Origin of the sequence: Pedomonas sp. V897, from assembly GCF_051304405.1 — a bacterium.
Taxonomy (GTDB): domain Bacteria; phylum Pseudomonadota; class Alphaproteobacteria; order Sphingomonadales; family Sphingomonadaceae; genus Pedomonas.
On sequence record NZ_JBPPGG010000001.1, the window covers coordinates 737573 to 762956 of the forward strand.

The 25384-nt window shown below is 67.1% G+C and carries 24 protein-coding genes; 12 read left to right on the forward strand and 12 right to left on the reverse strand.

What is annotated here, in order from left to right; genetic code table 11:
* The first annotated feature begins 378 nt into the window (after window positions 1-378).
* The gene (locus ACSJJU_RS03630) at window positions 379-927 is read left to right on the forward strand and encodes a (2Fe-2S)-binding protein (protein WP_435913819.1); all 549 of its coding nucleotides are present in this window, start codon (window positions 379-381) and stop codon (window positions 925-927) included.
* A gap of 21 nt (window positions 928-948) precedes the next feature.
* Here the strand turns inward: ACSJJU_RS03630 and ACSJJU_RS03635 are convergent, their stop codons facing one another.
* The 3 genes from ACSJJU_RS03635 to ACSJJU_RS03645 all read right to left on the reverse strand — a co-directional run bounded on the left by ACSJJU_RS03635 (window position 949) and on the right by ACSJJU_RS03645 (window position 3657).
* Window positions 949-1191: a DUF2061 domain-containing protein gene (locus ACSJJU_RS03635; protein ID WP_435913820.1), complete on the reverse strand. Its 243-nt coding sequence runs from the start codon at window positions 1189-1191 to the stop codon at window positions 949-951.
* 307 nt (window positions 1192-1498) lie between these two features.
* Window positions 1499-2128 carry a PEP-CTERM sorting domain-containing protein gene (locus ACSJJU_RS03640; RefSeq protein ID WP_435913821.1) on the reverse strand — a complete coding sequence of 210 codons (630 nt, stop codon included), beginning with the start codon at window positions 2126-2128 and terminating at the stop codon, window positions 1499-1501.
* 218 nt (window positions 2129-2346) lie between these two features.
* Complete coding sequence (locus tag ACSJJU_RS03645; RefSeq protein ID WP_435913822.1) at window positions 2347-3657, reverse strand: amidohydrolase; 1311 nt, start codon at window positions 3655-3657, stop codon at window positions 2347-2349.
* Between the two features lie 644 nt (window positions 3658-4301).
* Here ACSJJU_RS03645 and bfr point away from each other — a divergent pair.
* On the forward strand, window positions 4302-4784 hold the full coding sequence (bfr, locus tag ACSJJU_RS03650; protein WP_435913823.1) for a bacterioferritin: 483 nt from the start codon (window positions 4302-4304) through the stop codon (window positions 4782-4784).
* A 20-nt stretch (window positions 4785-4804) separates the two neighbouring features.
* Here bfr and ACSJJU_RS03655 read toward each other — a convergent pair whose 3' ends face one another.
* The 3 genes from ACSJJU_RS03655 to gor all read right to left on the reverse strand — a co-directional run bounded on the left by ACSJJU_RS03655 (window position 4805) and on the right by gor (window position 9000).
* Window positions 4805-5884, reverse strand: coding sequence for a hypothetical protein (locus tag ACSJJU_RS03655; protein WP_435913825.1), 1080 nt, complete (start codon window positions 5882-5884; stop codon window positions 4805-4807).
* Between the two features lie 288 nt (window positions 5885-6172).
* Window positions 6173-7555, reverse strand: coding sequence for a class II 3-deoxy-7-phosphoheptulonate synthase (locus ACSJJU_RS03660; RefSeq protein ID WP_435913827.1), 1383 nt, complete (start codon window positions 7553-7555; stop codon window positions 6173-6175).
* Between the two features lie 104 nt (window positions 7556-7659).
* Complete coding sequence (gene gor, locus ACSJJU_RS03665) at window positions 7660-9000, reverse strand: glutathione-disulfide reductase (RefSeq protein ID WP_435913828.1); 1341 nt, start codon at window positions 8998-9000, stop codon at window positions 7660-7662.
* Window positions 9001-9230: 230 nt separating this feature from the next.
* Between gor and ACSJJU_RS03670 the strand changes: the two genes are divergently transcribed.
* Window positions 9231-9440, forward strand: coding sequence for a DUF2905 domain-containing protein (locus ACSJJU_RS03670; protein ID WP_435913830.1), 210 nt, complete (start codon window positions 9231-9233; stop codon window positions 9438-9440).
* A gap of 189 nt (window positions 9441-9629) precedes the next feature.
* Here the strand turns inward: ACSJJU_RS03670 and glmS are convergent, their stop codons facing one another.
* Window positions 9630-11453 (reverse strand): glutamine--fructose-6-phosphate transaminase (isomerizing), encoded by a 1824-nt coding sequence (glmS, locus tag ACSJJU_RS03675; protein ID WP_435913831.1) that lies wholly within the window; start codon window positions 11451-11453, stop codon window positions 9630-9632.
* Between the two features lie 9 nt (window positions 11454-11462).
* Entirely contained in the window at window positions 11463-12824 is a 1362-nt protein-coding gene (glmU, locus tag ACSJJU_RS03680) for a bifunctional UDP-N-acetylglucosamine diphosphorylase/glucosamine-1-phosphate N-acetyltransferase GlmU (RefSeq protein ID WP_435913832.1), read from the reverse strand.
* A gap of 142 nt (window positions 12825-12966) precedes the next feature.
* Here glmU and gph point away from each other — a divergent pair, with 142 nt between their 5' ends.
* From gph to ACSJJU_RS03695, 3 genes are all read left to right on the forward strand, one after another.
* Window positions 12967-13641, forward strand: a complete 675-nt coding sequence (gene gph / locus ACSJJU_RS03685; RefSeq protein WP_435913833.1) for a phosphoglycolate phosphatase — start codon at window positions 12967-12969, stop codon at window positions 13639-13641.
* Window positions 13642-13730: 89 nt separating this feature from the next.
* Complete coding sequence (locus tag ACSJJU_RS03690) at window positions 13731-14192, forward strand: carboxymuconolactone decarboxylase family protein (RefSeq protein ID WP_435913834.1); 462 nt, start codon at window positions 13731-13733, stop codon at window positions 14190-14192.
* Entirely contained in the window at window positions 14173-15102 is a 930-nt protein-coding gene (locus ACSJJU_RS03695; protein ID WP_435913835.1) for a sigma-70 family RNA polymerase sigma factor, read from the forward strand. The genes ACSJJU_RS03690 and ACSJJU_RS03695 overlap by 20 nt, the downstream gene beginning before the upstream one ends.
* Window positions 15103-15120: 18 nt before the next feature.
* Here ACSJJU_RS03695 and ACSJJU_RS03700 read toward each other — a convergent pair whose 3' ends face one another.
* The 4 genes from ACSJJU_RS03700 to ACSJJU_RS03715 form a co-directional block, all read right to left on the reverse strand.
* Complete coding sequence (locus ACSJJU_RS03700; protein ID WP_435913836.1) at window positions 15121-16239, reverse strand: nucleotidyltransferase domain-containing protein; 1119 nt, start codon at window positions 16237-16239, stop codon at window positions 15121-15123.
* Complete coding sequence (locus tag ACSJJU_RS03705) at window positions 16232-17119, reverse strand: HprK-related kinase A (protein ID WP_435913837.1); 888 nt, start codon at window positions 17117-17119, stop codon at window positions 16232-16234. Before ACSJJU_RS03705 ends, ACSJJU_RS03700 begins: the two co-directional genes overlap by 8 nt.
* Window positions 17120-17160: 41 nt before the next feature.
* The gene (locus ACSJJU_RS03710) at window positions 17161-17442 is read right to left on the reverse strand and encodes an HPr-rel-A system PqqD family peptide chaperone (RefSeq protein WP_435913838.1); all 282 of its coding nucleotides are present in this window, start codon (window positions 17440-17442) and stop codon (window positions 17161-17163) included.
* Window positions 17443-17559: 117 nt separating this feature from the next.
* On the reverse strand, window positions 17560-17730 hold the full coding sequence (locus ACSJJU_RS03715) for a hypothetical protein (RefSeq protein ID WP_435913839.1): 171 nt from the start codon (window positions 17728-17730) through the stop codon (window positions 17560-17562).
* A gap of 745 nt (window positions 17731-18475) precedes the next feature.
* On the opposite strand from ACSJJU_RS03715, the gene ACSJJU_RS03720 reads away from it, so the two are divergent.
* The 6 genes from ACSJJU_RS03720 (at window position 18476) to phoU (ending at window position 25384) form a co-directional block, all read left to right on the forward strand.
* Window positions 18476-19753, forward strand: a complete 1278-nt coding sequence (locus ACSJJU_RS03720) for an ATP-binding protein (RefSeq protein ID WP_435913840.1) — start codon at window positions 18476-18478, stop codon at window positions 19751-19753.
* 242 nt (window positions 19754-19995) lie between these two features.
* Window positions 19996-21018: a PstS family phosphate ABC transporter substrate-binding protein gene (locus tag ACSJJU_RS03725; protein ID WP_435914373.1), complete on the forward strand. Its 1023-nt coding sequence runs from the start codon at window positions 19996-19998 to the stop codon at window positions 21016-21018.
* Between the two features lie 70 nt (window positions 21019-21088).
* A complete protein-coding gene (gene pstC, locus ACSJJU_RS03730; protein ID WP_435913841.1) occupies window positions 21089-22468 on the forward strand; it encodes a phosphate ABC transporter permease subunit PstC in 1380 nt (459 codons plus the stop codon).
* 37 nt (window positions 22469-22505) lie between these two features.
* Window positions 22506-23807 carry a phosphate ABC transporter permease PstA gene (gene pstA / locus ACSJJU_RS03735; RefSeq protein ID WP_435913842.1) on the forward strand — a complete coding sequence of 434 codons (1302 nt, stop codon included), beginning with the start codon at window positions 22506-22508 and terminating at the stop codon, window positions 23805-23807.
* 51 nt (window positions 23808-23858) lie between these two features.
* Window positions 23859-24635, forward strand: coding sequence for a phosphate ABC transporter ATP-binding protein PstB (gene pstB / locus ACSJJU_RS03740; RefSeq protein ID WP_435913843.1), 777 nt, complete (start codon window positions 23859-23861; stop codon window positions 24633-24635).
* 32 nt (window positions 24636-24667) lie between these two features.
* Window positions 24668-25384 (forward strand): phosphate signaling complex protein PhoU, encoded by a 717-nt coding sequence (gene phoU / locus ACSJJU_RS03745; RefSeq protein ID WP_435913845.1) that lies wholly within the window; start codon window positions 24668-24670, stop codon window positions 25382-25384.

Genomic DNA, 25384 nt, shown 5'->3' on the forward strand with positions numbered 1-25384 from the left:
GACCCCGCCATTACTCGCCGCCAGAAGGCGGCCATAATCGCCCGCGTTATAGGGGGGAGATCTTGTCCCGACAAGCGGCCAAGGTGACGCATTGACGGAAATCAAGGCGGTTTGAGGATTTTTCCGCTAGCCTTGGAATTTCCCGAGGCTTTGCAACACCTTGCAAAGGGCGCTTCGCCGCACTTTTTTTATCGCCCAGGGCCCTTGGGGCGGGGAAATACCCGTCACAGGCGAGGCGCGCCGCGTTTATGCCACTGGCAGCCGCATCCGGATTGCCGCGGGCGGCCCCCTCGGCCAGACCCCTCGCATCCTCTCGGCGCGGCTTTCGTCCGCGCCCCGAATATGCTTTTTAAGGCATGTGTAACAAAAGAGGTTTTCATGCCCAAGATCGTCCTCAACGGACGGCTGACCGAATTCGACGTTGACCCGGAGATGCCGCTTCTCTGGGTGCTGCGGGATGTCGCCAACCTGACCGGCACCAAGTACGGCTGCGGCGCGGGGCTGTGCGGCGCCTGCACCGTGCAGGTGGAAGGCGTTGCCACCCGCGCCTGTCAGACGCCGATCAGCGCCATCGAGGGCGCGCGGGTGCTGACGATCGAAGGCCTGTCGTCCGATCGCAAGCATCCGTTGCAGCAGGCGTGGATCGAGCACCAGGTTCCCCAGTGCGGCTATTGCCAGTCGGGAATGCTGATGGCGGCGGCTGCGCTTCTTCAGGAAATTCCCGAGCCGACGCCCGAGGATATCGCCCGCCACATGACCAATCTGTGCCGGTGCGGCACCTATCCGCGCGTCGAGAAGGCGATTCTCCGCGCCGCCGAGCTGACCAAGATCGCCGCGCTCAAGGCGCTGGAAGCCTCCAATCCGTTCCTTCAGGCCGCCCCGGCGGCGGAGGATGAGGGGAACAAGGCTCCCGAGCCCGCCCGGTAACCGGGCCGCCGGGCCGCGAGTCTAGCAGTGGAACGCGAAGCGGCGGCCCGAGTCGCCGCCGTGGGCGTGGTCGCGGGCAAGGCCGGCGTCCGCGCGCCGCCAGGCGCGCTCGTGAAAGAAGAACACGACCGCATTGGCCATCGGCTCCACCAGCGCAATGGCGCTGGAGACGCCCGCCTGCCCGGTGAAGGCATAGGCGACCGAAAAGCCCACCACGAAGTGCAGCGAGAGAAAGCTCAGGGTCTTGGCAAGGTCGCGTTTCATCGGGAACTCCATACACCGCACCGGGGCGGATGAGCCTCATGTAACGCAACTAAGAATGATTTGCAATATCGGCATTCACATTTCGCCTGCCGATTGCCCACGGTTCACCGCTGATCGGGCGCCCCGCGAGTCCCGAGGCCCCGCTGAGTCCTGAGACCCCACTGAGTCCCGAGGCCCCGATTCCGGCGCGTCCCCACGCACAGCGCTCCGCAACGGTAAAACGGAAAACGGCGGCTCCCGCGAAGGAAGCCGCCGCCCAGTGTCGGCCCTGCCAGGGAATCGACTCCGGTGTATGCGCCGCGCGCCGTCAGGCGCGGCGCCGGCGTCCCGCAAATCCTAGGCCGGCAAGCCCCACGCCCAGCAGCGCCAGCGGCGCGGGCTCGGGCACTTCCGTCGTCCTTGGCGCGAGCCAGAAGCTGATGTGAGACAGGCCCGGCGTCTTGCCGCCGCCATTGACGAGCGCCGCCGTCGAGAAGGTGCCCGAATTGGCGCCGCCGCCGGCAAGTTCGTAAAGGATGTAGGAGTTGGCCGCCTTGATCGTGATGTATTTGACGAAGACGTTCGGATCGAGAATGCGCCACTCGCCGGTCAGGATGCCGCCGCCGTCCTTCGTGGTGATCGGCGTGATCTCGAACAGGCTCGAGTCGACGCCCGCCTCGTACTTGCCATACAGCGAGATATCCACCGCGACGCCCGTCGCCACCCGGATGGCGTTCTCGACGGCCACTTCCTTGTCGTTGGAGGTGTAGACGTCAAACGGGTCGTTCTTGGAGGCAACGCACCCGTCGATGACGAGGTTGATGCTTGTGGTGTTGTTTCCACCAGGGCCCTCGATGCAATTCACCGCCCCAGCGTCCGCCTCACCGGCCGGCGTGAGGAAGGCGCAGGCTGCAAGCAAAGCCGATCCGGCGAGCTTCCGCAAACCTGACGACATCATAGGTTCCTCCTGGTTGTACCCGCTTGTACACCGCTTACGCATTCGCGACACTTGCACCCAAGCGACGCTTGCCGATATGTGATGCTTACAAGCAAGCAACAACTGTGCCACCGGCTGTTTTCCGCCGATTCCCGCATGTTTCGCACACGAAACTAGCATCAAATTGTTAAAACTTCCGACTCTTGCGCCGGAAATCCGCCGGTGGCACGCCCGCGCCCCTATTTGCCGAGAATCGACAGGGCGGCCGCCGTCATGGCCTCGACGCCGGTGGCGAGCGTCGGCTGCGGATCGGGGGCGAAGAAGGGCGAATGCAGCGACGGCAGCGTCTTGCCCGATTTCTGCGCCTCGTCCCAGGTGGACTGCTTGACCGCGCCCAGCCAGAAAAGCGTGCTCTCCAGCGAGCGGTCGGCCCGCCAGTACCGGGCGAAATCCTCGCCGCCCATGACCGGCGTGGTCTCCACCACCCGGTCCGCGCCGAAGCGGGCCTTGAACACCTCGGCCAGCCGGGTGCTCTGGGTCTCGGTGTTGAAGACGGCCGGGGTGTTCTCGTTTTTCACCTCGACCACCGGCCACAGCTCCTGCGGCAGCCCGAAGGAGGCAGCCTGCCCTTCGGCGATTCGCCGGATGCCCGAGAGCAGCTGCTCGCGCACTTCGTCGGTGTAGGAGCGCACGGTGAGCTGCAACTTCACGGTGTCGGGGATGATGTTGTGCTTGGTGCCGCCATGGATGGAGCCCACCGTCACCACCGCCGGATCGGCCGGATTGGTGTTGCGGCTGACCAGGGTCTGGAGGGCGTTGACGATCTGCGCGGCCAGCACCACCGGATCCTTCGTGGTGTGCGGATAGGCACCGTGGCCGCCGATGCCGCGGATGGTCACGTCCACCGAATCGACGTTCGCCATGGCGAAGCCCGCGTGAACCCCGACCGAGCCCGCCGGAATCCCCGCATTCACGTGCAGGGCGACCACATGGTCGGGCTTGGGAAAGCGCTCGTAGAGCCCGTCCTCCAGCATGGCGCTGGCGCCGCTGCCCCGCTCCTCGGCGGGCTGGGCGATCATCACCAGCGTGCCGCGCCACTGGTCCTTCAGGGCGGCGAGTCGGCGGGCCGTGCCCACCCAGGCGCTCATGTGGATGTCGTGGCCGCAGGCGTGCATCACCGGCACCGTGGCGCCCGAGTCGTCCTTGACCGTCACGGTCGAAGCGTAGGGCAGGCCGGTCTGCTCCTGCACCGGCAGCGCGTCCATGTCCGCGCGAATCAGCAGGGTCGGCCCCTCGCCGTTCTTCAGCACGCCGACAACGCCATGTCCGCCGACGCCGGTGGTCACCGAGGTGAAACCGGCCTTCTTCAGCTCCGCCGCCATGCGGGCGGAGGACTTCACCTCATGAAACGACAGTTCGGGGGACTTGTGCAGGTCAACGTAGAGGTTCTGCAGGTAAGGCAGGTCCGCCGCGATCGCGTCCCGCAACGGATCGGCGCTGGCAGGCGTGGCAAGAAGCATGGCCGCAAGGCCGGCAACCCAAGTACGCATGGTCTTTCCCCCGTTTGAAGCCCTGAATTCTGGAAGGCCCCGGTCATATGAGCCCAGATCGCGCCCATCTTCGCGGCGGAAGCGGGCGCAGCGCAACCGTGTTTCCGCCCTGCCCGCGCAGGATTTCCCTGCGGCGGAACGCGATTTGATACGATCTCGCAACGATTTAATCAATTCGTCGCAAACGATCGAACTCTTAGTTGACACTCATTCGCAAAATCAGTTACTTCAAGGCAACCGAGAAACAGACAACCGGGCTCGCCGCATGTACGTGTGCATTTGCAATGGCTTACGGGAATCGGATGTCCGCGCTGCCGCGCGCACCACGGGCGAACAGAAACCCCACGCGGTTTATGCCCACCTGGGATGCCGGTTCGAATGCGGGCAGTGCGCCAGCTTCGCCCGGTCGGTGATCTCGGAGGAGCACAAGGTCGGCCAGCCCCAGTGGCCGGCTGAATAGGGCCGGCCCCGCCAAGGCGGCTCAGGCGCGCAACGATCGAGCCACCGGCGCCCTGCGGGACGCCCGGTTTTTTTGGCGTTCTCCCATTCGCCCCCTCACCCTTTCCGGCCTTCGGTGATAAGGTGGCCCGATATTTCCTGTGTTTTTTCAGCCGTCACGGCAATGCGGTCAGAAGGAGTTGAAAATGAAGGGCGATCCCGAGGTCATCAAGCACCTGAACAAGATCCTCAAGAACGAGCTGACCGCGATCAACCAGTACTTCCTTCATGCCCGCATGTTGCAGAACTGGGGCCTCGATCGGCTGGGCGACTACGAGTACAAGGAATCCATTGACGAGATGAAACACGCGGACCGCCTGACCAAGCGGATCCTGTTCCTCGATGGCCTGCCCAACCTCCAGTCGCTGAACCGCCTGCGCATCGGCGAGACCGTGCCGGAGCTGCTGGAAGCAGACCTGGCACTGGAGATGGAGGCCATGCTCGACCTGCGCACCGCCATCGCCTACTGCGAGTCGATCCAGGACTATGTGAGCCGCGAGCTGCTTGAGGACATCCTCGACTCCGAGGAGGAGCACGTGGATTTCATCGAGACCCAGCTCAACCTCATCCGCACCGTGGGTCTGGAAAACTACCTGCAAAAGCAGATGAAGGCCGCCGACGAGGCCTGATCGCCGCGCCGAAAGGCCCCTCAGGCCGCCGGCATGTCGTGGTCCCGGATCTCCGGCAGGAAGATCCGGGTCTCCGGCGGCGTTTCGGTGTCAGGGAACACCGCGAATCCGCCAAGGCGCGCCGCCAGGGCGCTCACAGCCGCCTGACGCAGGCGCGCCGGGGTCGCCCCCTCCTCCGGCCGCGATGCCACCGCCAGCTCCAGCCAGTGCGCGCAGGGCCGGTCCGGCCGGGCGCCGGGTGCGTCGCGCCCCGTGCGGGAGACGCGCAGCAGCACCTCGCCCTCCCCCTCCAGCCGGTCGCCCGCATCGAGGATCAGGGCGAGCAGCAGTTGCAGCAGCGCCGCCCGGTGTGCCGCCACCTGGCCGTCCGGCGCGGCAACATCCGCCGACAGTGCGATTCGGGGCGGCAGAACCAGCCGGGCCGCCCGCAGCGCGTCCCGCACGAGCGCGTCCATGGCGATGCGGCCCGCCACTTCACCCCGAGCCGCCCCCGCGCCGAGGACGGCGCGAACGATGTCCATCACGTCCCCGATCTGCAAGGCGGCATCCCGGATGAACGCGAGGGAGCGCGCCCGCATGGCGGGGGCCATATCCCCCTCCATGTGGCGGGCAAGGGTCAGAATCGGCTGCAAGTAGTTGTTGAGGGCATGGCCGCCGCCCGTCACCAGACGCGCCGCCACATCAAGCCCCTGCCCATGCGCGCACGCCCCGGCGCAGGCGGCACTACCGGGCGCAAGGTCCGCCCCGCCCTCGCCCACGGCAACAACGGTGCTGATCACCCCGGCTCCGGCCCCGGCTTCGGACCCGGCCCCGGCGAACGGGCGATGGCGGAACCGCAGCCAGTGCGCCCCGTCCGCAAGACCCGCGATATGCTCGGTCGCAACCTCCCGCTGCCCGCCAAGGCATTGCCCGACGGCCCGCTCCACCTCCTCGGCGACGGCGCGGGGCAGCAGGTCGGCCAGCCGCCCTTCCGGCGAAGGGGCGTTCAGGCCGAACAGGCGGCAGGCGTCATCGTTCGCGGCAATGACGACGATGCCGCCGTCTGGCGCCCGCCGGGATGCCAGCGCCGGCACGCCGATGGCCTGAACAATGGCCCGCATGTGAACCTCGCCCTCCGCCCGTCCCCGGCCGCGCGGGCCGGACCTGCACCGGCCCCGCGCCCGATAGAACGCACCGGGGGCGGAAAGGCTGGCATCGGAGGCTGGGGAAATTGGTCTGTAAGACCATTGCGGCCCCGGCTTGCCCGCTCTCCTCCCCGCCAGCGCAGCCGCGCGCAGGAGGCAGGGCCATGGGCGCAAACGCAAACCGGGCCGGAGCAGATCTGCTCCGGCCCGGTGCGCAAGGTTTCGTCCGGCCGCTGGCCCGGAGGGTGCCCCTCCGGCGCCCCGTCAGGCCGCGGCGCGGCCCGCCAGTTCCTGTTGCAGCCCCTCGGCGATCAGGAACGCCAGTTCCAGCGCCTGCGCCGCGTTCAGGCGCGGGTCGCAGTGGGTGTGGTAGCGGTCGCCCAGGGTTTCGTCGGTGATCGCCACTGCGCCGCCCGTGCACTCGGTCACGTTCTGGCCGGTCATCTCCGTGTGGATGCCGCCCGCGTGCGTGCCCTCGGCCCGGTGGATGGCGAAGAACGAGCGCACTTCCATCATGATCCGGTCGAACGGCCGGGTCTTGTAGCCGGTGCCGGTCTTGATGGTGTTGCCGTGCATCGGGTCGCACGACCACACGACCGAGCGGCCTTCCTTCTTCACCGCCCGCACCAGCTGGGGCAGGTGCGCCTCGATCTTCTCCGCGCCGTAGCGGGCGATGAGGGTCAGGCGGCCCGGCTCGTTGTCGGGGTTCAGCATATCGATGAGTCGCAGCAGCGTGTCCGCGTCCAGCGACGGGCCCACCTTCATGCCGATGGGGTTGCCAATGCCCCGCAGGAACTCCACGTGGGCCGAGCCCGGGAAGCGGGTGCGGTCGCCGATCCACAGCATGTGGGCCGAGGTGTCGTACCACTGGCCGGTCAGCGAATCCTGACGGGTCATGGACTGCTCATAGCCCAGCAGCAGCGCCTCGTGGCTGGTGTAGAACTCGGTGCCGCTCAGCTGCGGCGCGGTCTCCGGGCTGACGCCGCAGGCTTCCATGAAGCTCAGCGCCTCGCCGATCCGGTCCGCCAGCTCGCGGTAACGCTTGGTCACCGGCGAGGAGCCGACGAAATCCAGCGTCCACTTGTGCACCTGGCGCAGGTTGGCATAGCCGCCCTGGGCGAAGGCGCGCAGCAGGTTCAGCGTGGCCGCCGCCTGCATGTAGGCGCGCAGCATGCGCTTGGGGTCCGGCTCGCGCGCCTCGGGCGTGAACTGGATGTCGTTGACGATGTCGCCGCGATAGCTCGGCAGGCTGACGCCGCCCACGGTCTCCATCGGCTCGGAGCGCGGCTTGGCGAACTGGCCGGCCATGCGGCCAACCTTCACCACCGGCATCCGCCCGGCGAAGGTGAGCACCACGGCCATCTGCAGCAGCACGCGGAAGGTGTCGCGGATGTTGTTCGGGTGGAACTCCGCAAAGCTTTCGGCGCAGTCGCCGCCCTGAAGCAGGAACGCACGGCCCGACGCCACCTCGGCCAGCTCGTTCTTCAGGCGACGCGCCTCGCCCGCAAAAACCAGCGGAGGATAGGTTTGCAGTTCCTTCTCCACATCCGCCAGCGCCTGTGCATCCGTATAGACAGGCATCTGACGGGCTTCAAAATTCCGCCAGCTGTCCGGGGTCCAGGGGGTGGACGTTCCCATCTCAGCCATGATGCACCTCGCCTTTCTTACGCCCGCAACTCCGGGCAACATTCTTACATATCCGGCTTTCCGGATATCAGGTTAATGCGTTGCTTGCGCGACAATGGCAAGCCTTAGCGCATGAGCACGAATTCTTCCGCCGCCGTGGGGTGCACGGCGACCGTCTGGTCGAACTGGGCCTTGGTCGCGCCCATCTTCACGGCGATGGCAATCGCCTGAATGATTTCCGGCGCATCCGGCCCCAGCATGTGGGCGCCCAGCACGCGGTCGGTCTTTGCATCGACCACCAGCTTGCACAGCGTCCGCTCCTGCCGTCCGCCAAGGGTAAATTTCATCGGACGGAACTCGGAACGGAATACGCGTATTTCGTGCCCCTCTTTTCGGGCAGTGTCCTCGTCCATGCCGACCGCCGCCAGCGGCGGCTGGCTGAACACGGCCGACGGCACCTTGTGGTGGTCCGCCCGCCAGTGCTTGCCGCCGAACACTGTATCAGAAAACGCGTGGCCTTCCTTGATCGCCACGGGGGTCAGCTGAATCCGGTCGGTCACGTCGCCCACCGCGTAGATGTGGGGGCAGCTGGTCTGCGAATCGGCATCCACGATGATCGCACCGTTCTCCGCCGTCTTCACGCCTGCGTTCTCCAGCCCCAGGCCGTCGACGTTCGGGCGGCGGCCGATGGCATACATCACCGCGTCGGTCTCGATGATCGCGCCGTCGGTCATGGTGGCGCGAATCGTCCCGCCCTGCCGCTCCAGCCGGGCGATGGAGGCGCCGCCGCGCATGTGGATGCCCTTCTGGGCGTAGATGTCCTGAAGCCGGGTCCGCAGCTCGTCGTCCCAGCCGCGCAGGATGGTGGGCGCGCGGAACGCCTGCGTCACCTCGACGCCGAGCCCGTGGAAGATCCCGGCGAACTCGGTGGCGATGTAGCCGCCGCCATAGACCAGAATCCGTTTCGGCAGCTGCTCCAGATGGAACGCCTCGTTGGAGGTGAAGCCCAGCTCCGCCCCGGGGAAGTCGGGGATGACCGGGGTTGCCCCGGTCGCGATCAGAATCTTGCGCGCCGTGATCCGCTGGCCGCCCACGTCCAGCGTGTGCGGGTCGAGGAAGGTGGCGCGGGCGTCGTAGACCGTCACGCCCGCCCGGGCCAGCGTCTGGCCGTACAGCCCCTGGAGGCGGGAGACCTCCCGCTGCACGTTGTCCCGCAGCGTCGGCCAGTCGAAGCGGGCGCCCTCCACGGTCCAGCCGAACCCGGCGGCATCCTCCAGTTCCTCGGCGAAGTGGGCGGCGTAGACGAACAGCTTCTTCGGCACGCAGCCACGGATGACGCAGGTGCCGCCAACGCGATACTCCTCCGCAATGGCCACCTTCGCGCCGTGCCCGCCTGCAATCCGCGCCGCGCGAACGCCTCCCGAACCGGCGCCGATGACGAAAAGATCATAGTCGTACTGGGCCATTGCGCTTATCCCGGCAAACCAATGTCAGGGTGGAGGTAAGATGCTCCGCCGGCGGAAGCAAACAGAAAGTCGCGATTAAACCGTTCGCAACTCTCGTTAAATGGCCGTGCCGGAAGGCCGTTTTCCCGCCCGGGCGGGGGAGGCCGGGGAGAAGATTGAACTGCCCCCGAGGCATCCCCAGCTTCCGGGGGGAAACGGGGGCAGCACTCTGGACCCACAGGAGCGGGCACATGGGCCGAATTCTCGTCATTACCGGCGTCGTCCTGCTGATCCTGGGCCTCGCCTGGCCGCTGGTCGCGAAGCTGGGGCTGGGCCGCCTGCCGGGCGACATCATCTGGGAGCGGGGCAACACCCGCGTCTACTTCCCCATCGTCACCAGCCTCGTCCTCAGCGTGGTGCTGAGCGTGGTGTTCTACCTGTTCAGCCGCTGGCGGGGATGATGTGAGGCTTTCTGTCCCAAGGGGGACTCGTCCCCCTTGGGGATCCCCCCTTCGTGAAACAGACCGTGTTTCCGTGCCCACCCCCCGGCAACAGAAAAGGGCCGCGCCCTTTCTCAAGAGCACGGCCCTTTGAAACGAAGGGGTGCAGGGGTCCAAGACCCCTGCAAGAACCTGATCAAACCACCCTCGTCACTCCACCGTCACCGACTTGGCGAGGTTGCGCGGCTGGTCCACGTCCGTGCCCTTGGCGACGGCCACGTGGTAGGCCAGCAGCTGCACCGGCACGGCGTAGACGAGCGGGGCGATGATGCCGTCCACCTTCGGCATTTCGATGGTGGCCAAAAGGCCGCTGTCCTGATGGGCGAGGCCCTCCTTGTCGGAGATGAGGATGACCTGCCCGCCGCGGGCGATCACCTCCTGCATGTTGGAGATGGTCTTCTCGAACAGCGGGCCGGACGGGGCGACGACCACCACCGGCACGGTCTCGTCGATGAGGGCGATGGGGCCGTGCTTCATCTCGCCGGCAGCATAGCCTTCGGCGTGAATGTAGCTGATTTCCTTGAGCTTCAGCGCGCCCTCGAGCGCGATCGGGTAGTCCGGGCCCCGGCCGAGGTAGAGCACGTCCGTCGCCTTGGCGACCGAGGTGGCCAGCCGGGCGATCTCCTCATCGTGGGACAGGGCGTCGTTCATGTACGCCGGGATCTCGGTGAGGCATTGCACCAGCGCCGCCTCCCGTTCCGCGTCGATGCGGCCCTTGGCGCGCGCCATGGCGATGGCGAAGGCCGACAGCGTCGCCAGCTGGCAGGTGAAGGCCTTGGTGGAGGCAACGCCGATCTCCGGCCCGGCATGGGTTGGCAGCACCGCATGGGCCTCGCGCGCCATGCTTGAGGTGGGCACGTTGACCACGGCGACGGTGTGCTGGCCGTTGTCCTTGCAGTGGCGCAGGGCCGCCAGCGTGTCCGCCGTCTCGCCGGACTGGGAGATGAAAATGGCGAGGCCGCCGGGGGTCAGCACCGGATCGCGGTAGCGGAACTCGGAGGCGATATCCAGTTCCACCGGCACGCGGGCCATCTGCTCCAGCCAGTACTTGCCGACCATGCCCGCGTAGTAGCTGGTGCCGCAGGCGATGATGGAGACGCGCTCCACGCCCGCCAGGTCGAACGGCAGCTCGGGCAGGGCGATCCGCCCTTCGAGCGGCCGGATGTAGGTGCCGAGCGTCTGCGCGACCACGGTCGGCTGCTCGTAGATTTCCTTCTGCATGTAGTGGCGGTGGTTGCCCTTGTCGATCAGGCCGCCCGTCACCGTGGAGAGGGTGACCGGGCGATCCACCGGCCGGTCGTCGGCATCGTACACCTGGATGGAGGTGCGGCTCAGCACCACCCAGTCGCCCTCGTCCAGATAGGAGATGCGGCTGGTCAGGTCCGACAGCGCGATGGCGTCCGAGCCCAGGTACATCTCGCCCTCGCCATAACCCACCACCAGCGGGCTGCCGCGCCGCGCGCCGATCAGGAGATCGTCGTGGCCGGTGAAGATGATCGCCAGCGCGAAGGCACCGTGCAGGCGCTTCAGCGTGCGCCGCACCGCCTCCACCGGGGTCGCGCCCTGCTCCACCTCGGTGGAGATGAGGTGCACCACCACTTCCGTGTCGGTTTCCGACTCGAAGGCGCAGCCCTTCTCCACCAGTTCCTGGCGCAGCTGCTTGAAGTTCTCGATGATGCCGTTGTGCACCACCGCCACATGGCGGCTGGCGTGCGGATGGGCGTTGTTGACGGTCGGCGCGCCGTGGGTTGCCCACCGGGTGTGGGCGATGCCCAGCGTGCCTTCCAGCGGCGTCTCGATCAGCTTGCGCTCGAGGTTCTTCAGCTTGCCCTCGGCGCGGCTGCGCTGGAGCGTGCCGTCCACGAGGGTGCAGATGCCGGCCGAGTCATAGCCCCGATATTCCAGCCGCCGCAGCCCGTCCAGAAGGCGATCCGCAACCGGCGCCTGTCCGATAATGCCAATGATTCCGCACATAACCGCCTGTTACCCTGCCTTCTTCCTGGTCTGCATGGCCGCCCGGAAGCGGGCCGCCCATCCCTGCTTCTCGGCCTGCTGGCCGCGCGCCACGGCGAGCGCGTCGGCGCTCACGTCCTTGGTCACCACGCTGCCCGCGCCCACGATCGCGCCGTCGCCGATGGTCACCGGCGCGACCAGCGACGAGTTGGAGCCGATGAACGCCCCCGCGCCGATCTGCGTCTGGTACTTGAAGTAGCCGTCGTAGTTGCAGGTGATGGTGCCCGCGCCGATGTTGGCCTTCGCGCCCACGTGGGCGTCGCCGATGTAGGTGAGGTGATTGGCCTTGGCGCCGGCTTCCAGCACCGACTTCTTGATCTCGACGAAGTTGCCGACCTTGGCCTTTTCCTTCAGCACCGCGCCGGGGCGCAGGCGGGCGTAGGGGCCGACCTCGCAGCCGCGGGCGACGCTTGCGCCCTCGAGGTGGGAGAAGGCGCGGATCACCGCGCCGGACTCCACCGTGACCCCGGGGCCGAACACCACATGGGGCTCGATCACCACGTCGCGGCCGATCACCGTGTCGTGGCTGAAGTAGACCGTCTCCGGCGCGATGAGGGTCACGCCCTCCAGCATCATCTCGCGGCGGCGGCGCGTCTGGAACACCTGCTCGACGGCCGCCAGCTCGACGCGGGAGTTGACGCCCGCCACCTCGTCCTCGCCGGTCTCGACCACCACCGAGGGCTGGCCGTCCTTGCGCGCCAGCATCACGATGTCCGGCAGGTAGTATTCCCCCGCCGCGTTGTTGTTGTCGACGCGGGAGAGCAGTTCCCACAGCCGCTCGCTGCGGACGGCCATGACGCCGGAGTTGCACAGGTTGATGGCGCGCTGCTCGGGGGTCGCGTCCTTGTACTCGACCATGGTCTCGATGACGCCGCCGTCGCCGGTGACGATGCGGCCATAGGCCGCCGGGTCGGCCGGGCGGAACGCCAGCACCACGCAGGCGGGATGGGTTCCGCCCACCGGCGTGTTCAGCCGCTCCAGCATCGTGCGCAGCGTCTCGGGGCGGATGAGCGGCACGTCGCCATAGAGAATGAGGATATCACCCTCGAAATCCGCCAGCTGGCCCTGCGCCGCCTGCACCGCATGGGCCGTGCCCAGTTGCGGCTCCTGCACGGCGATGGCCGCTTCGTGGCCGAAGGCTGCTTCCACCTGTTCCTTGAGCGAGCCCACCACCAGAACGGAGCGCCGCGCCTCGAGGGCCTTTGCCGTCTTCAGCACGTGGCCCACCATGGGCAAGCCGCCGATGGGGTGGAGCACCTTGTGCTTGTCCGACTTCATTCGCGTGCCCTTGCCGGCCGCGAGAATAATGACGGCCACAGGCCGCGTCGTCATAGGCGGGTCCCCCTCATGTCTCAGACGTGCTTGCTCTGATCCCGTGGCGTGTGCCACAGAAGGCTTGGCTTTTCCAGCTTTGCCGCGTTCGTAAACCCTTCTGTGAAGCCACGCCATGACCTTTATTGTTAATGATAATAATATGCCGCGCTGCGTTGTTTTCGACCTGGATGGTACGCTGGTTGACTCAGGGCCGGACCTGACCGCCGCCACCAACCACGTGCTGGCCCTTGCCGGGCGCCCTCCCGTCACCCTTGCGGAGGTTCGCGACATGGTCGGCCTCGGCGCGCGCAAGCTGATCGAGCGCGGCCTTGCCCATACCGGCGGCGGAACGCCCGAACAGGCGGAAAGTCTCCTCCGCCCGTTTCTGGACTATTACGCCGCAAACGTGTGTGTAGCCTCCCAACCCTTTCCAGGAGTTGAACAAACCCTGACCCGTCTGCAAGAGGCCGGTATTCTCATCGGCATCTGCACCAACAAGTTCGAGTCCCTCAGCCGGGCGCTCATCGCGGCGCTGGGGTGGGAGCGCTTCTTCCCGGTGATCCTCGGCGGCGACAGCCTGCCCTTCCGCAAGCCGGACGGCCGGCACATCCTCGCCGTGGTGGAGCAGCTCGGCGGCGATCCCGCGCACACCGTGATGGTGGGCGACAGCGCGGTGGATGTGGGCGCGGCCCGCAGTGCCGGCGTGCCGGTTGTTGCCGTCTCCTTCGGCTTCTCCAGCGTCCCGGCGGAGGAGCTGGAAGCCGACGCGGTCATCGACCACTACGACCAGCTTTTCGACGCGCTTGCCGCCGTCCACAAGGCGCGGACTGCCTGACGCCACAAAAAAACGCGCGTCCCTGTCACACGGACGGGCGCTCCATCGTCTCTCCCGCAGTGAACCCCGTTCAATGCAGGAGAGGTACGATGCAAGCCCGTCTCGACCATTTCAAAGCCGCCCCCCAGCTGATGCAGGCCATGCTCCAGTTCGAGAAGACCGTGTCGTCCGCCGGACTCGAGATGAGCCTGATGGAGCTGGTCAAGATTCGCGCGTCGCAGATCAACGGCTGCGCCTTCTGCCTGCACATGCACACCCGCGATGCCCGCGCGGCGGGCGAGAGCGAGGAGCGGATCCATCTTCTCCCGGCCTGGCGCGAGTCTTCCTACTACACCCCGCGCGAGCGGGCCGCGCTGGCATGGACCGAGGCCCTGACGCTGGTCGCCGAGACGCAGGCCCCGGACAGCGTTTATGAAGAGCTGTGCCGGCATTTCAGCGAGGAGGAGATCGTGAAGCTCACCTGCCTGATCGGGACCATCAATGTCTGGAACCGCTTTGCCGTCGGCTTCCGCGCGCAGCACCCGGCCGAGTATGCCGTCAAGGCGGCCTGAGGAGGCCCATACCCATCGCACGGTGGCGTTCGAGACCGAGCGCCGCCGGCTGACGGGCCTTGCCTACCGCCTGCTCGGCACGCTCAGCGACGCGGAGGACGTGGTGCAGGATGCCTGGCTGCGCTGGCAGAGTCTGCCCGTGGACGAGATCCGCCAGCCCTCCGCCTATCTCTCGACCATCGTGACGCGCCTGTGCCTGGACCGGCTGAAGCAGCTGCGCCGTCACCGGGAGGTCTACGTGGGGCCATGGCTGCCCGAGCCGCTGCTGGAGGACCCGGCCGCCGCCGTCTTGCCGCAGGAGGCCATTGCCAGCGACATCTCCTTCGCCCTGATGCTGGCGCTGGAGCGGCTCTCGCCGCTGGAGCGGGCGGCCTTCGTCCTCCATGACGTCTTCGAGATGGGCTTCGCCGAGATCGCGACCACGCTTGGCCGCAGCGAGGCCGCCTGCCGCCAGCTGGCCAAACGGGCGCGGGAGCACATCCGCGCCGCCCGCCCCCGCTTTTCGGTCAGCGAGGGGGAGAGCGAGCGGGTGGCGGAGGCCTTCTTCGCCGCCTCGCGCAGCGGCGACGCGGCGGCCCTCGGCCGCCTGCTGGCCGCCGGCATCGCCCTCCACACCGACGGCGGCGGGCGCATCCTGGCGGCGCGCAACATCATCCGCAGCGCGGAGAAGGTGGCGCGCTTCTTCGTGGGGCTGGCGCGCAAGCCGCAGAGTGCCCCGCCCCTCTGGTCCTGCCGGATCACGGTGAACGGTCTGCCCACGCACCTGACGCTGGAAGCGAATGGCGTCCGGCAGCTGACGGCGGTCGAGATCCGCGGCGGGCAGGTCTGCAACGTCTATATCATCCGCAATCCCGAGAAACTGGAGCAGCTCTGGGCCGCACTGGCGCGCGAGAACGCCCGGCCAGGATAAGCGGAACGGGAGCCAATCCTACGCCGGCTTGCGCGACCGGAGAGCGCTCTGCGCCCCGCCGGAAGGCGCGATCCGCCGCCGGCCCTTGGTCCACAGGTGCCGCACCAGAAGGGGCAGCGGCATCTTCAGCCAGTGGGAGCGCAGCAGCAGCAGACGGTCCGCCAGCCGCGCGCCTGGCCCCTTCGCCGCCGCGCCCGCCGTGTGGAAGACCGCAAGGAACAGCCGGTCCATCAGCCACAGCAGCGGCCGGGCGGGCAGGAAAGCGGCCACCTCCCGCGCCGTCGCCGCCGGCACGGCGGTGCCGAACAGCCGCACCGCATAGCGCAGGCCGTAGGCAAGGGGCCGCGTCAGTTCATGGTGGCGCGCCCGCGCAACGAGCGCTGGCCAGAAGGCGGCATCCCGCCCGAACTCGGTGAGCAGGGCATGAATGTCCCACAGGTTGCGCAGCGGCTTGATGAAGTCGCCGCCGTGGAACAGGTGCGCGGCGCTGTGCAGCACCATGTCCGCCGGAGCCAGCACGGCAAGGCCCTCCTGCGGCAGCGGACGCGCGTCGCGGATCAGCGCCTTCGCATCCGGCGTCGCCCGCGCCGTCAGCGGCAGGATGGTGTGGTGCACGTCCAGCTCCGTGCCGCGGGTCTCGTGGACCATGGGCGGAAGCTCGTGCATCCAGGCGCGGTAGTAGTGGAAATCGTAGGGGTCGGTGTGGACGTAGTCCCACCCCGCCTGCCGCAGCTGCGTCTCCGCCGCGCCGAGCCAGGAGCGGGGCACGAGGATATCGAGATCGCCCGCCGCGCGGCCCTTGCCCGCATCCAGCCCGGCCAGCGCGTAGGCGGAGCCTTTGAGCAGGATGACCGGGCAGCCTGCCGGTTTCAGGGCCGCCAGCACCTGCCGGGCCTCCCATGCCGCCACAACGTGGCTGCGGGCGACGGCAACCTCCGCATCCTCCAGAATCGCCCGGACCCGCTCCGGCAGGCTGCTCCACAGCCCCTCGGCCCGCAACCGGTGGGCGAGAATGCCCGCCAGTCCCTCGCGCCGGGCGCAGCGCAGCGCGTCGGACCACCGGGCGGGCGACACGCCGGAGGCCTCCTGCGGCTGCCGCAGCAGCCGGCACAGCAGCCGCGCCGGGGACTCAGCCATGGGCGGCCCCTGCCGCGCGCTGCGCCGCCGTGTCCTGCCAGAGGCGTTCAACCAGTTGCGCTGCCGCGTCCAGCGACGGGTAGGTGATGGCGTAGGCCGGGCAGGCATCCAGCAAGTTTGCCATGGCGAGGAACCCCGCCTCGCCGAGCGTCCGGTAATTGGTGGAGCTGGCCACCAGCAGGATGTGTGCTTCCGCCAGCGGCACCCGGCGGACCGAGGGGGTGCCGCCCGCCTCGAACCGGGGAAACACCACGCAGCGCGGCCGGGCGGGCTCGTGCATGCGCGCGATCGCGTCCGGCGGCGGCAGCAGGTAGCCCAGCGTCCCCTTGGGCGTGCCCGGATAGCGGCGGCTGAAGCGTTCGGCGGGCGCGCGCTCCGCCATCAGGTCGATCGACTGGTTCTTGAGCGAGATCGGGCGGGGAAACGGCCACGCCAGCCCGGTGCCGGGCTCGATGAGCGCGAACTCGTCCCCCAGCAGCCGCCAGCCGGCATAGGCCAGACCCGCCGCCAGCGTGCTTTTTCCCGAGCCGGAATCGGCGGAGAACAGGATGCACCCCCCGTCCCGCGCCACCGCCGAGGCATGGAGGATCAGCAGCCGGTTGAGCCCCATGGCCACCTGGTAGTTCATGCCCATCTCGAAGGCGACTTGGCCGAGGCTGGCTGGCAGCGGCGCGAACGGGCCCATGATGTCGGCGTACAGCCCCACCTGCGGCCGCACGAAGCGCCGCCACAGGCTGGTGGGCCGAACGGACACCTCGTATTCCGGGCAGTGTGCGGGGTCGTCGCGGGGGTATTCGGCATAAAGGGCCGCCAGTTCCCGCCACACGGAGGCCAGCGGCGTCGTCAGCCGATAATCGATCGGGCCGATCCGCACGGTCATCTCATGCCAGCCCCTGGCAGAGGGCACTGCGCCTCGCTCCATTACGTGACGGCCTCGACCAGACCCACCGCTTCCAGCTCCCGCAACTTCTGCTCCAGGACAGCTTCGACGCCGACCTCCGGCTCCAGATCGTAGCGCGCGGCGAGGGCCGAGGGAATCTCCTCGATGCCGAGGCCGTTGCCGTCCAGCAGTTCGAGCAGGGCATAGGACTGCACCGGCAGCAGATGGGTCTGGCCGGAGGGGCGGAAGTAGATCAGGAACAGGTCATCAACCGGCCGAACAACGCAATCCCGGCTGAGCGAGGAGCGGTACCTCACGTCCATTCAACACAGCATGGCATGGGAAACTGCATGGCCCGAATTGCGTCATCCGCGATCGTCACCCGATCGCCGTCCGATTGTCGGAGGTGCGCCGCCTGCCGCCGCACCTCCGCCTTCGGATCAGCTTCCCTTGGGTGACTCGTAGTTGAGGCTCATGAGGCACGAAGCGCCCTGGAGGTTCTCCGCCTTCACCCGATCGAGGTAATTGACGAAGGCGTTGTAGCTGTCCATGTCGCCGCCGCCGATACCCTCGCTCCCGAAGCCGTTGCTGATCTGCTCGGAGTTGAGCACGCCGCCATCGGGTGCGAAGCAGAGTTCCTCGGACTTCGGAGTGGGACCGGGCCCCGGAGGATTGGGACCACCCGGCGGATTCGGGCCGCCCGGAGGATTGGGGCCACCCGGGGGATTGGGACCGCCCGGAGGATTCGGACCACCCGGGGGATTGGGGCCGCCCGGAGGATTCGGACCGCCCGGAGGATTGGGGCCGCCCGGAGGATTCGGACCGCCCGGAGGATTGGGGCCGCCCGGAGGATTGGGGCCGCTGGGGCCGCCGGGCGTGCTGCTGTCGCACGGAACGCCCTCTGCGGTGACGCCCCTCTCCGGGAACGGAACATAGCACAGAACCGAACTGGCCGCCCGGGCACTGGCCGGAGCCAAGGTGATCACAGCCGGCGCAGCCATCGCACCCAATTTCAGAAGGTGGCGCCGGGACGCCACGTCAGCATTGGATTTCCGCTCGCTCATTCTTCACCTTCTAATTTGCTTCGGCGTTCTGCTGATATGCCTGTCCTGCTGATTTGCCTGTCGGCCTGCTCCGCCTGCTCGGCCTGCCAATCAGCCGCCCGTCACACCGACTCACGATCTTGGCCCCTAGTATCAAAGACTTATCACAGCACACGGACAACTCCGAGCAAGATCTGTACCACGTCCATAACTATCTGAATCCGGGCATGAATTTTTTTCCGTTGAGATCCGCCTGCTTCGTGATTGTAAAAAATACCGACGAATATGGCCGACCGGCACAAGTGAGAGAACCATGGACCCCATTACCAAGCGCTTGCTTCAACGTTTGTGTGCGGCAAGCGCTGCAGCCCTGGCAGTCTTTCTGATCGTCACGCTTCTGGCGGGCGATGAAACGGCGGCGGCCGCCTGCGCGGTGATTGCCGGGATTGTCGTCATTGCCGTTGCCTATGACGGCGAGGCGCGGGACCGGGAAGGCGCGCTTGAGCGCGAGCGCGCCCTCAACGCCGAACTTCAGGCCCGGCTGGCGCGGGATCAGGTCCGCCAGATCCTGGAGGCCATCAACCAGCCGCTTCTGATCGTGGACCATGAACTGACCGTCCACCGCGTCAACCACCGGGCGCGCGACCTGCTGGGCGGCGTGACGGAAGGCGAGGCCCTCACCCTGTTCCTGCGCCAGCCGGGCGCGGTGGACGCGATTCGCAGCGTCGTCGCCAGCGGCACGTCCGTCGAGCGCGAGGTGCAGTTCTTCACCCCCGTGGAGGCGGTCTACATGGTGGGCGCGCACCCCATCGGCGGCCAGCAGGGGCTGCTGCTGGTGTGGATGCGCGATGTTACCAAGGACCGGCTGACCGACCGGATGCGGGTGGATTTCGTGGCCAACGCCAGCCACGAGCTGCGCACGCCGCTCGCCACGCTCATCGGCTTCATCGAGACGCTTCAGGGCCCGGCCGCCAGCGACGAGGCCGCCCGCACCCGCTTCCTCGGCATCATGGCCGCCGAGGCCGCCCGCATGGCCCGGCTCATCGACGACCTCCTGTCCCTCTCCCGCATCGAGATGGACAAGCACGTGCGGCCATCCACCCTCATCGACATGCGGCCGCTGCTGGGCCAGGTGGAGCAGATCCACGCGGTGCAGCTGGAGGCGGACCGGCGGCGCATCGACCTGCGCCTGTCCGAGCCCCTGCCCCGGGTGATCGCGGACCGGGATCAGGTTCTCCAGGTGCTTCACAATCTCGTCTCCAACGCCATCAAGTACGGCCGCACCGGCACCCCGATCACGCTGGAGGCAACGCCGGTCGTGGACGCCCGCACCGGGCAGCCGACCCAGCTGCGAATCGCCGTCACCGACCAGGGCGAGGGCATTGCGCCGGAACACCTGCCCCGCCTCACCGAACGCTTCTTCCGCGTGGATACGGCCCGCTCGCGCAAGCTGGGCGGCACGGGACTGGGCCTGGCGATCGTCAAGCACATCGTCGAGAAGCACCGGGGCGAGCTGACCATCCAGAGCCGGCCGGGCACCGGCACCACCGTTGCCTTCACCCTCCCGGCGGAGCCCGCCCAGACCGCCTGAGCGGCCATGCGCCTCAGTTCATGCGCCAATTCATACGGCTGTCATAAAACTGTAACAAAGCCTTGTCACAGAGCTGCAACACAAAAGCCATAGAGGGGTTCCTGTCGAAAGGCAGCGTCAGAACCGGCAAAACAGGGGTGTACGCGCAACGGCGCCCTTTGGTTCAGATGCCACCACGAAAAGATATGGTGCGGGCGCGCCCGGCCAAATGAGGAGATCCGAAAGTGCTTAAACAGAGCCTGATGATCGCAGCCGCCACTGCGACGTTGACGGCCGCTTGCGCCGACACGGCGGAAGCGCGCGACCAGATCCGCGTGGTCGGCTCGTCGACGGTCTATCCGTTCACGACCGCCGTGGCCGAGCAGTTTGCTCGCGCCAACCCCAAGTTCAAGGCGCCGATCGTGGAATCCACCGGCACCGGCGGCGGCATCAAGCTGTTCTGCTCCGGCATCGGCCCGAACACCCCGGACATCGTCAACGCCTCGCGCCGCATCAAGGCTTCTGAAGTGAAGCAGTGCGCCCAGAATGGCGTGACCAAGATCGTCGAGATCCAGGTCGGCCTCGACGGGCTGGTTCTGGCCCAGGCCAAGAATGGCCCGGCCATGGAGCTGACCCGCGCCGACGTCTACAAGGCGATCGCCGCCCAGCCGCTGGGCAAGAAGAACACCGCCCGCACCTGGAAGGACGTGAACGCCAAGCTGCCGGCCAACAAGATCGAGCTGATCGGCCCGCCGCCGACCTCCGGCACCCGCGATTCGCTGAACGAGCTGATGGTCGGCGCCGGCTGCAAGACCTTCCCTGAGATGAAGGCAATGGAAAAGGCCGACAAGAAGAAGGCCGAGGCCATCTGCACCACGCTGCGCGAGGACGGCGCCTTCATCGAGGCCGGCGAGAACGACAACCTGATCGTCCAGAAGCTGGTTGCCAACCCGAACGCCGTGGGCGCCTTCGGCTACAGCTTCCTCGAGGAGAATCAGGACAAGCTGCGCGGCATCAAGATCGACGGTGTTGAGCCCACCTACGCCAACATCCAGTCGTTCAAGTATCCGGCGGCCCGCTCCCTTTACATCTACGTGAAGGCGCAGCACGTCGGCACGATCCCGGGCATCAAGGAATTCCTCGGCGAATACGCCAAGGAAAGCACCTGGGGTCCGCGCGGCTACCTGGCCCGCCGCGGCCTCGTCGCCTCTCCGGACAAGGCCCGCGCCGAAGCCGCCCAGGCGGCAAAGACGCTCAAGCCGCTTGACCCGGCGAGCGTGAAGTAAAATACACACGCAAAGGGAGCGATCTCACGAGGATCGCTCCCTTTGTCCTTACGCTGAACTGGTGGTTGGTATGCCTTCATCCGCACTCGTGCTTTTGCTCCTTGGCCTTGCAACCATCGGATTCCTGGTTTCACGCGGTCGCGCCACCCAGTTCCAGACCGATCACCGCACAGTCCATTCCCGGCCCAATTATCACGGCTGGTTCAGTTTCATCTGGGTGTTCCTGCCCGCCGCCCTGCTTGTGGTGGCGTGGAGCATCTTCGCCCCCAGCTACATCGGCCCGGCGGTCATCAGCAGCCTGCCGGCGGACATGCGCCCCGAGCCGGGCATGGCCCGCGAGATGTTCCTGAGCGAGGTGCAAAGCCTGGCCACCGGCGAGAGCGAATACGCCTTCAGCCCCGGGGCCGAGGATGCCGCCGTCCTGTACAAAGCCATGTCGACCCGCGCGAACTGGATCGTCGCCGCCCTTGCCGGGGCCCTTGCGCTCCTTGGCTTCTTCTATGCCTTCACCCAGGTGAAGCCCGATTTCCGCGCCCGCAGCCGCGTCGAGCGTTTCGTCATGGGGCTGCTGATCCTGGCCTCCATCGTCGCCATCATGACGACGCTGGGCATCGTGTTCTCGCTGGTGTTCGAGAGCCTGCGCTTCTTCGACAAGGTGTCGCCCGTCGAGTTCCTGTTCGGCACCCACTGGAGCCCGCAGCAGGCGATCCGCGCCGATCAGGTGGGCTCCTCGGGGGCGTTCGGCGCCGTGCCGCTGTTCTGGGGCACCGCCTTCATCACCATCATCGCCATGCTGGTGGCCGTGCCCATCGGCCTGTTGTCGGCGATCTACCTGACCCAGTACGCCAGCTCCCGCTTCCGCAAGTGGATGAAGCCGATTCTCGAGATCCTGGCGGGCGTGCCCACGGTGGTCTACGGCTACTTCGCGGCGCTGACCGTCGCGCCCATGGTGCGCCAGTTCGGCTACATGATCGGCCTGTCCGATCCCTCTTCCGAGAGCGCGCTGGCCGCGGGCCTCGTGATGGGCGTGATGATCATCCCCTTCATGTCGTCCCTGTCGGACGACGCCATCACCGCGGTTCCGCAGGCGATGAAGGACGGCTCGCTGGCGCTGGGCGCCACCCCGTCCGAGACCATCCGCAAGGTGCTGATCCCGGCTGCCCTTCCGGGCATCGTCGGCGGCTTCCTGCTGGCGGTCTCCCGCGCCATCGGCGAGACCATGATCGTGGTGATGGCCGCCGGCCTCGCCGCGAACCTCACCCTCAATCCTTTCGAGTCGGTCACCACCGTGACGACGCAGATCGTCGCGCTGCTCACCGGCGACCAGGAGTTCGACTCCGCCAAGACCCTCTCCGCCTTCGCGCTGGGTCTGGTGCTGTTCCTTGTCACCTTGGCGCTCAATGTCTACGCCCTCCGGGTCGTGAAGAAGTATCGGGAAGCCTATGAATAACGCCTCTGAGACCTTCCGCCCGGCAGGAGAGACGAACATGCAGCGCCCGACGGACTGGAAATCGCCGGAAATGGTCGCGCGGATCCGCAAGCGCTACCGCTCGGAGAAGCTGTTCCGCACCCTGGGCCTGGTGGCCCTCACCTTTGCGGGGCTGTTCTTGGCCTTCCTGCTGTTCACGATGATCCGCAACGGCCTGCCCGGCTTCCAGGCAACCGAGATCCGGCTGAACGTGGCCTTCACCGAGCAGTCGCTGGGCATCAGCGCCGAGGATGTGCGTGGTCCGAACGGGCAGGAGGTGCTGGAAGCGGCCGACTATGGCCTGCTGGCGGGCGACGCGCTGGCCGCGAAGCTGGGCCTCTCCGACCCCGACCAGATCATGCGCGCCGAGCGCATGGTGAGCCATGCGACCGCCGCCATCCTGCGCCAGCGCCTGATGGAGAACCCGCAGCTGTTCGGCCGGACCGTGCCGGTGTGGGTGCCCGCCGCTTCGGACATCGACATGCTCAACAAGGGCCGCGTCAAGCGCGATGCGCCGGAGGTCGAGCGCCGGGTGCCGGACGATGTGCTGGGCTGGTTCGAGCGGCTGGAAGCATCGGGCGACGTGCGCACCGCCTTCAACACCCGCTTCTTCACCGCCGCGGACAGCCGCGACCCCGAACTGGCCTCGGTGTGGGGCGCGACGGTCGGCTCGCTGCTCACCCTGTTCGTCACGCTGCTCATCTCCTTCCCCATCGGCGTGCTGACCGCCGTCTACCTGGAGGAGTTCGCGCCGAAGAACCGGATCACCGACTTCATCGAGGTCAACATCAACAACCTGGCCGCCGTGCCGTCCATCATCTACGGCCTGCTCGGCCTTGCGGTGTTCCTCGGCACGTTCGGCATGCCGCGTTCGGCCCCGCTGGTCGGCGGCCTGACGCTGGCGCTGATGACCCTGCCCACCATCGTGATCGCCGGCCGCGTCGCCATCCGCGCCGTGCCGCCGTCGATCCGCGACGCCGCCCGCGGCATCGGCGCCTCGCCGCTTCAGGTGGTGTTCCACCACGTGGTGCCGCTGGCCATGCCGGGCATCCTGACGGGCACCATCATCGGCATGGCCCGCGCGCTCGGCGAGACCGCGCCGCTGCTGATGATCGGCATGCGCGCCTTCATCGTCGACGTGCCCGCCGCCCTTGACGACCCTGCAACGGTTCTGCCGGTTCAGGTGTTCCTGTGGTCGGACAGCATCGAGCGCGGCTTCGTGGAAAAGACTTCCGCAGCCATCCTGGTGCTCCTCGTCTTCCTGATGCTGATGAATGGCCTCGCCATTTACCTGCGCCAGAAGTTCGAGCGCCGCTGGTAACCGGCTCGCAGCACGGAGCTGACTGCCATGTATGCAAACAACGAGACGCCCATGACCCAAGCCACCAACAGCGCCATCAAGATGACGGCCCGCGACGTGAACGTTTACTACGGCGAGAAGCACGCCCTCAAAGGCGTCTCCATCGACGTGCGCGCCGATGAGGTGACGGCGTTCATCGGCCCCTCGGGCTGCGGCAAGTCCACCTTCCTGCGCTGCCTCAACCGCATGAACGACACCGTGGCCAATGCCCGGGTGGTGGGCGATATCCGCCTCGACGGCGAAGACATCTACGGCCGCCAGATGGATGTGGTGCAGCTGCGCGCCCGCGTCGGCATGGTGTTCCAGAAGCCCAATCCGTTCCCCAAGTCGATCTACGAGAACATCGCCTACGGCCCGCGCATCCACGGCCTGGCCAAGACCAAGGCGGAGATGGACGAGATCGTGGCCACCAGCCTCCAGAAGGCGGGCCTGTGGGACGAGGTGAAGGACCGGCTGAACGACAGCGGCACCGCGCTCTCCGGCGGCCAGCAGCAGCGCCTGTGCATCGCCCGTGCCATCGCCGTGAACCCGGAGGTGATCCTGATGGACGAGCCCTGCTCGGCGCTCGACCCCATCGCCACCGCCAAGATCGAGGAGCTGATCGAGGATCTGCGCGGCCGCTACGCCATCGTCATCGTGACGCACAACATGCAGCAGGCCGCCCGCGTCAGCCAGAAGACCGCTTTCTTCCACCTGGGCGATCTGGTGGAATATGGTCCCACTTCGGAGATCTTCACCAATCCGAAGAAGGACAAGACCAAGGACTACATCACCGGCCGTTACGGCTGAGCTGTCGCAAGGGATTTAGGGAGAAGGGCGTCATGGGCACCATGCACACCGTCAAGTCGTTCGACGAGGATCTGCGTCAGCTCCGGTCGTACATCTCGCAGATGGGCGGTCTGGCCGAGGCCCAGATCATGGGCGCCATCGAGGCGCTGGCCACCCGCAATCCGGAAATGGCCCGCAAGGTGGTGGAGGGCGACCGCGCCCTCGATGATCTGGAAGTGGCGGCCGAGCGCAACGCCATCCAGACCATCGCCCGCCGCCAGCCGCTGGCGGACGACCTGCGCGAGGTCATCTCCGCGCTGAAGATCGCCGCGCTCCTCGAGCGCATCGGCGACTACGCCAAGAACATCGCCAAGCGCGCGACCGTGCTCTCCCAGGTGGAGCCGATCGAGCCGCTGGTCATCATCCCGGAGATGGGTCGCACGGTCACCCACATGCTGAAGGACGTGCTGGACGCCTACGGCTCCCGCGACGCCGAGAAGGCCCGGGCGGTGTGGTCGCGCGACAAGAGCGTGGACGACTTCTACAACAGCCTGTTCCGCTCGCTGCTCACCTACATGATGGAAAACCCGCAGCAGATCACGCCCTCCACCCACGTGATGTTCATCGCGAAGAACCTGGAGCGGATCGGCGACCATGCCACCAACATCGCCGAGATCATCTACTTCAACGTGACCGGCGAATACATGGATATCGACCGTCCGAAGGGGGATGAGACCGCCTACGCCCTGATCGACAAGTCAGCGGAGTAA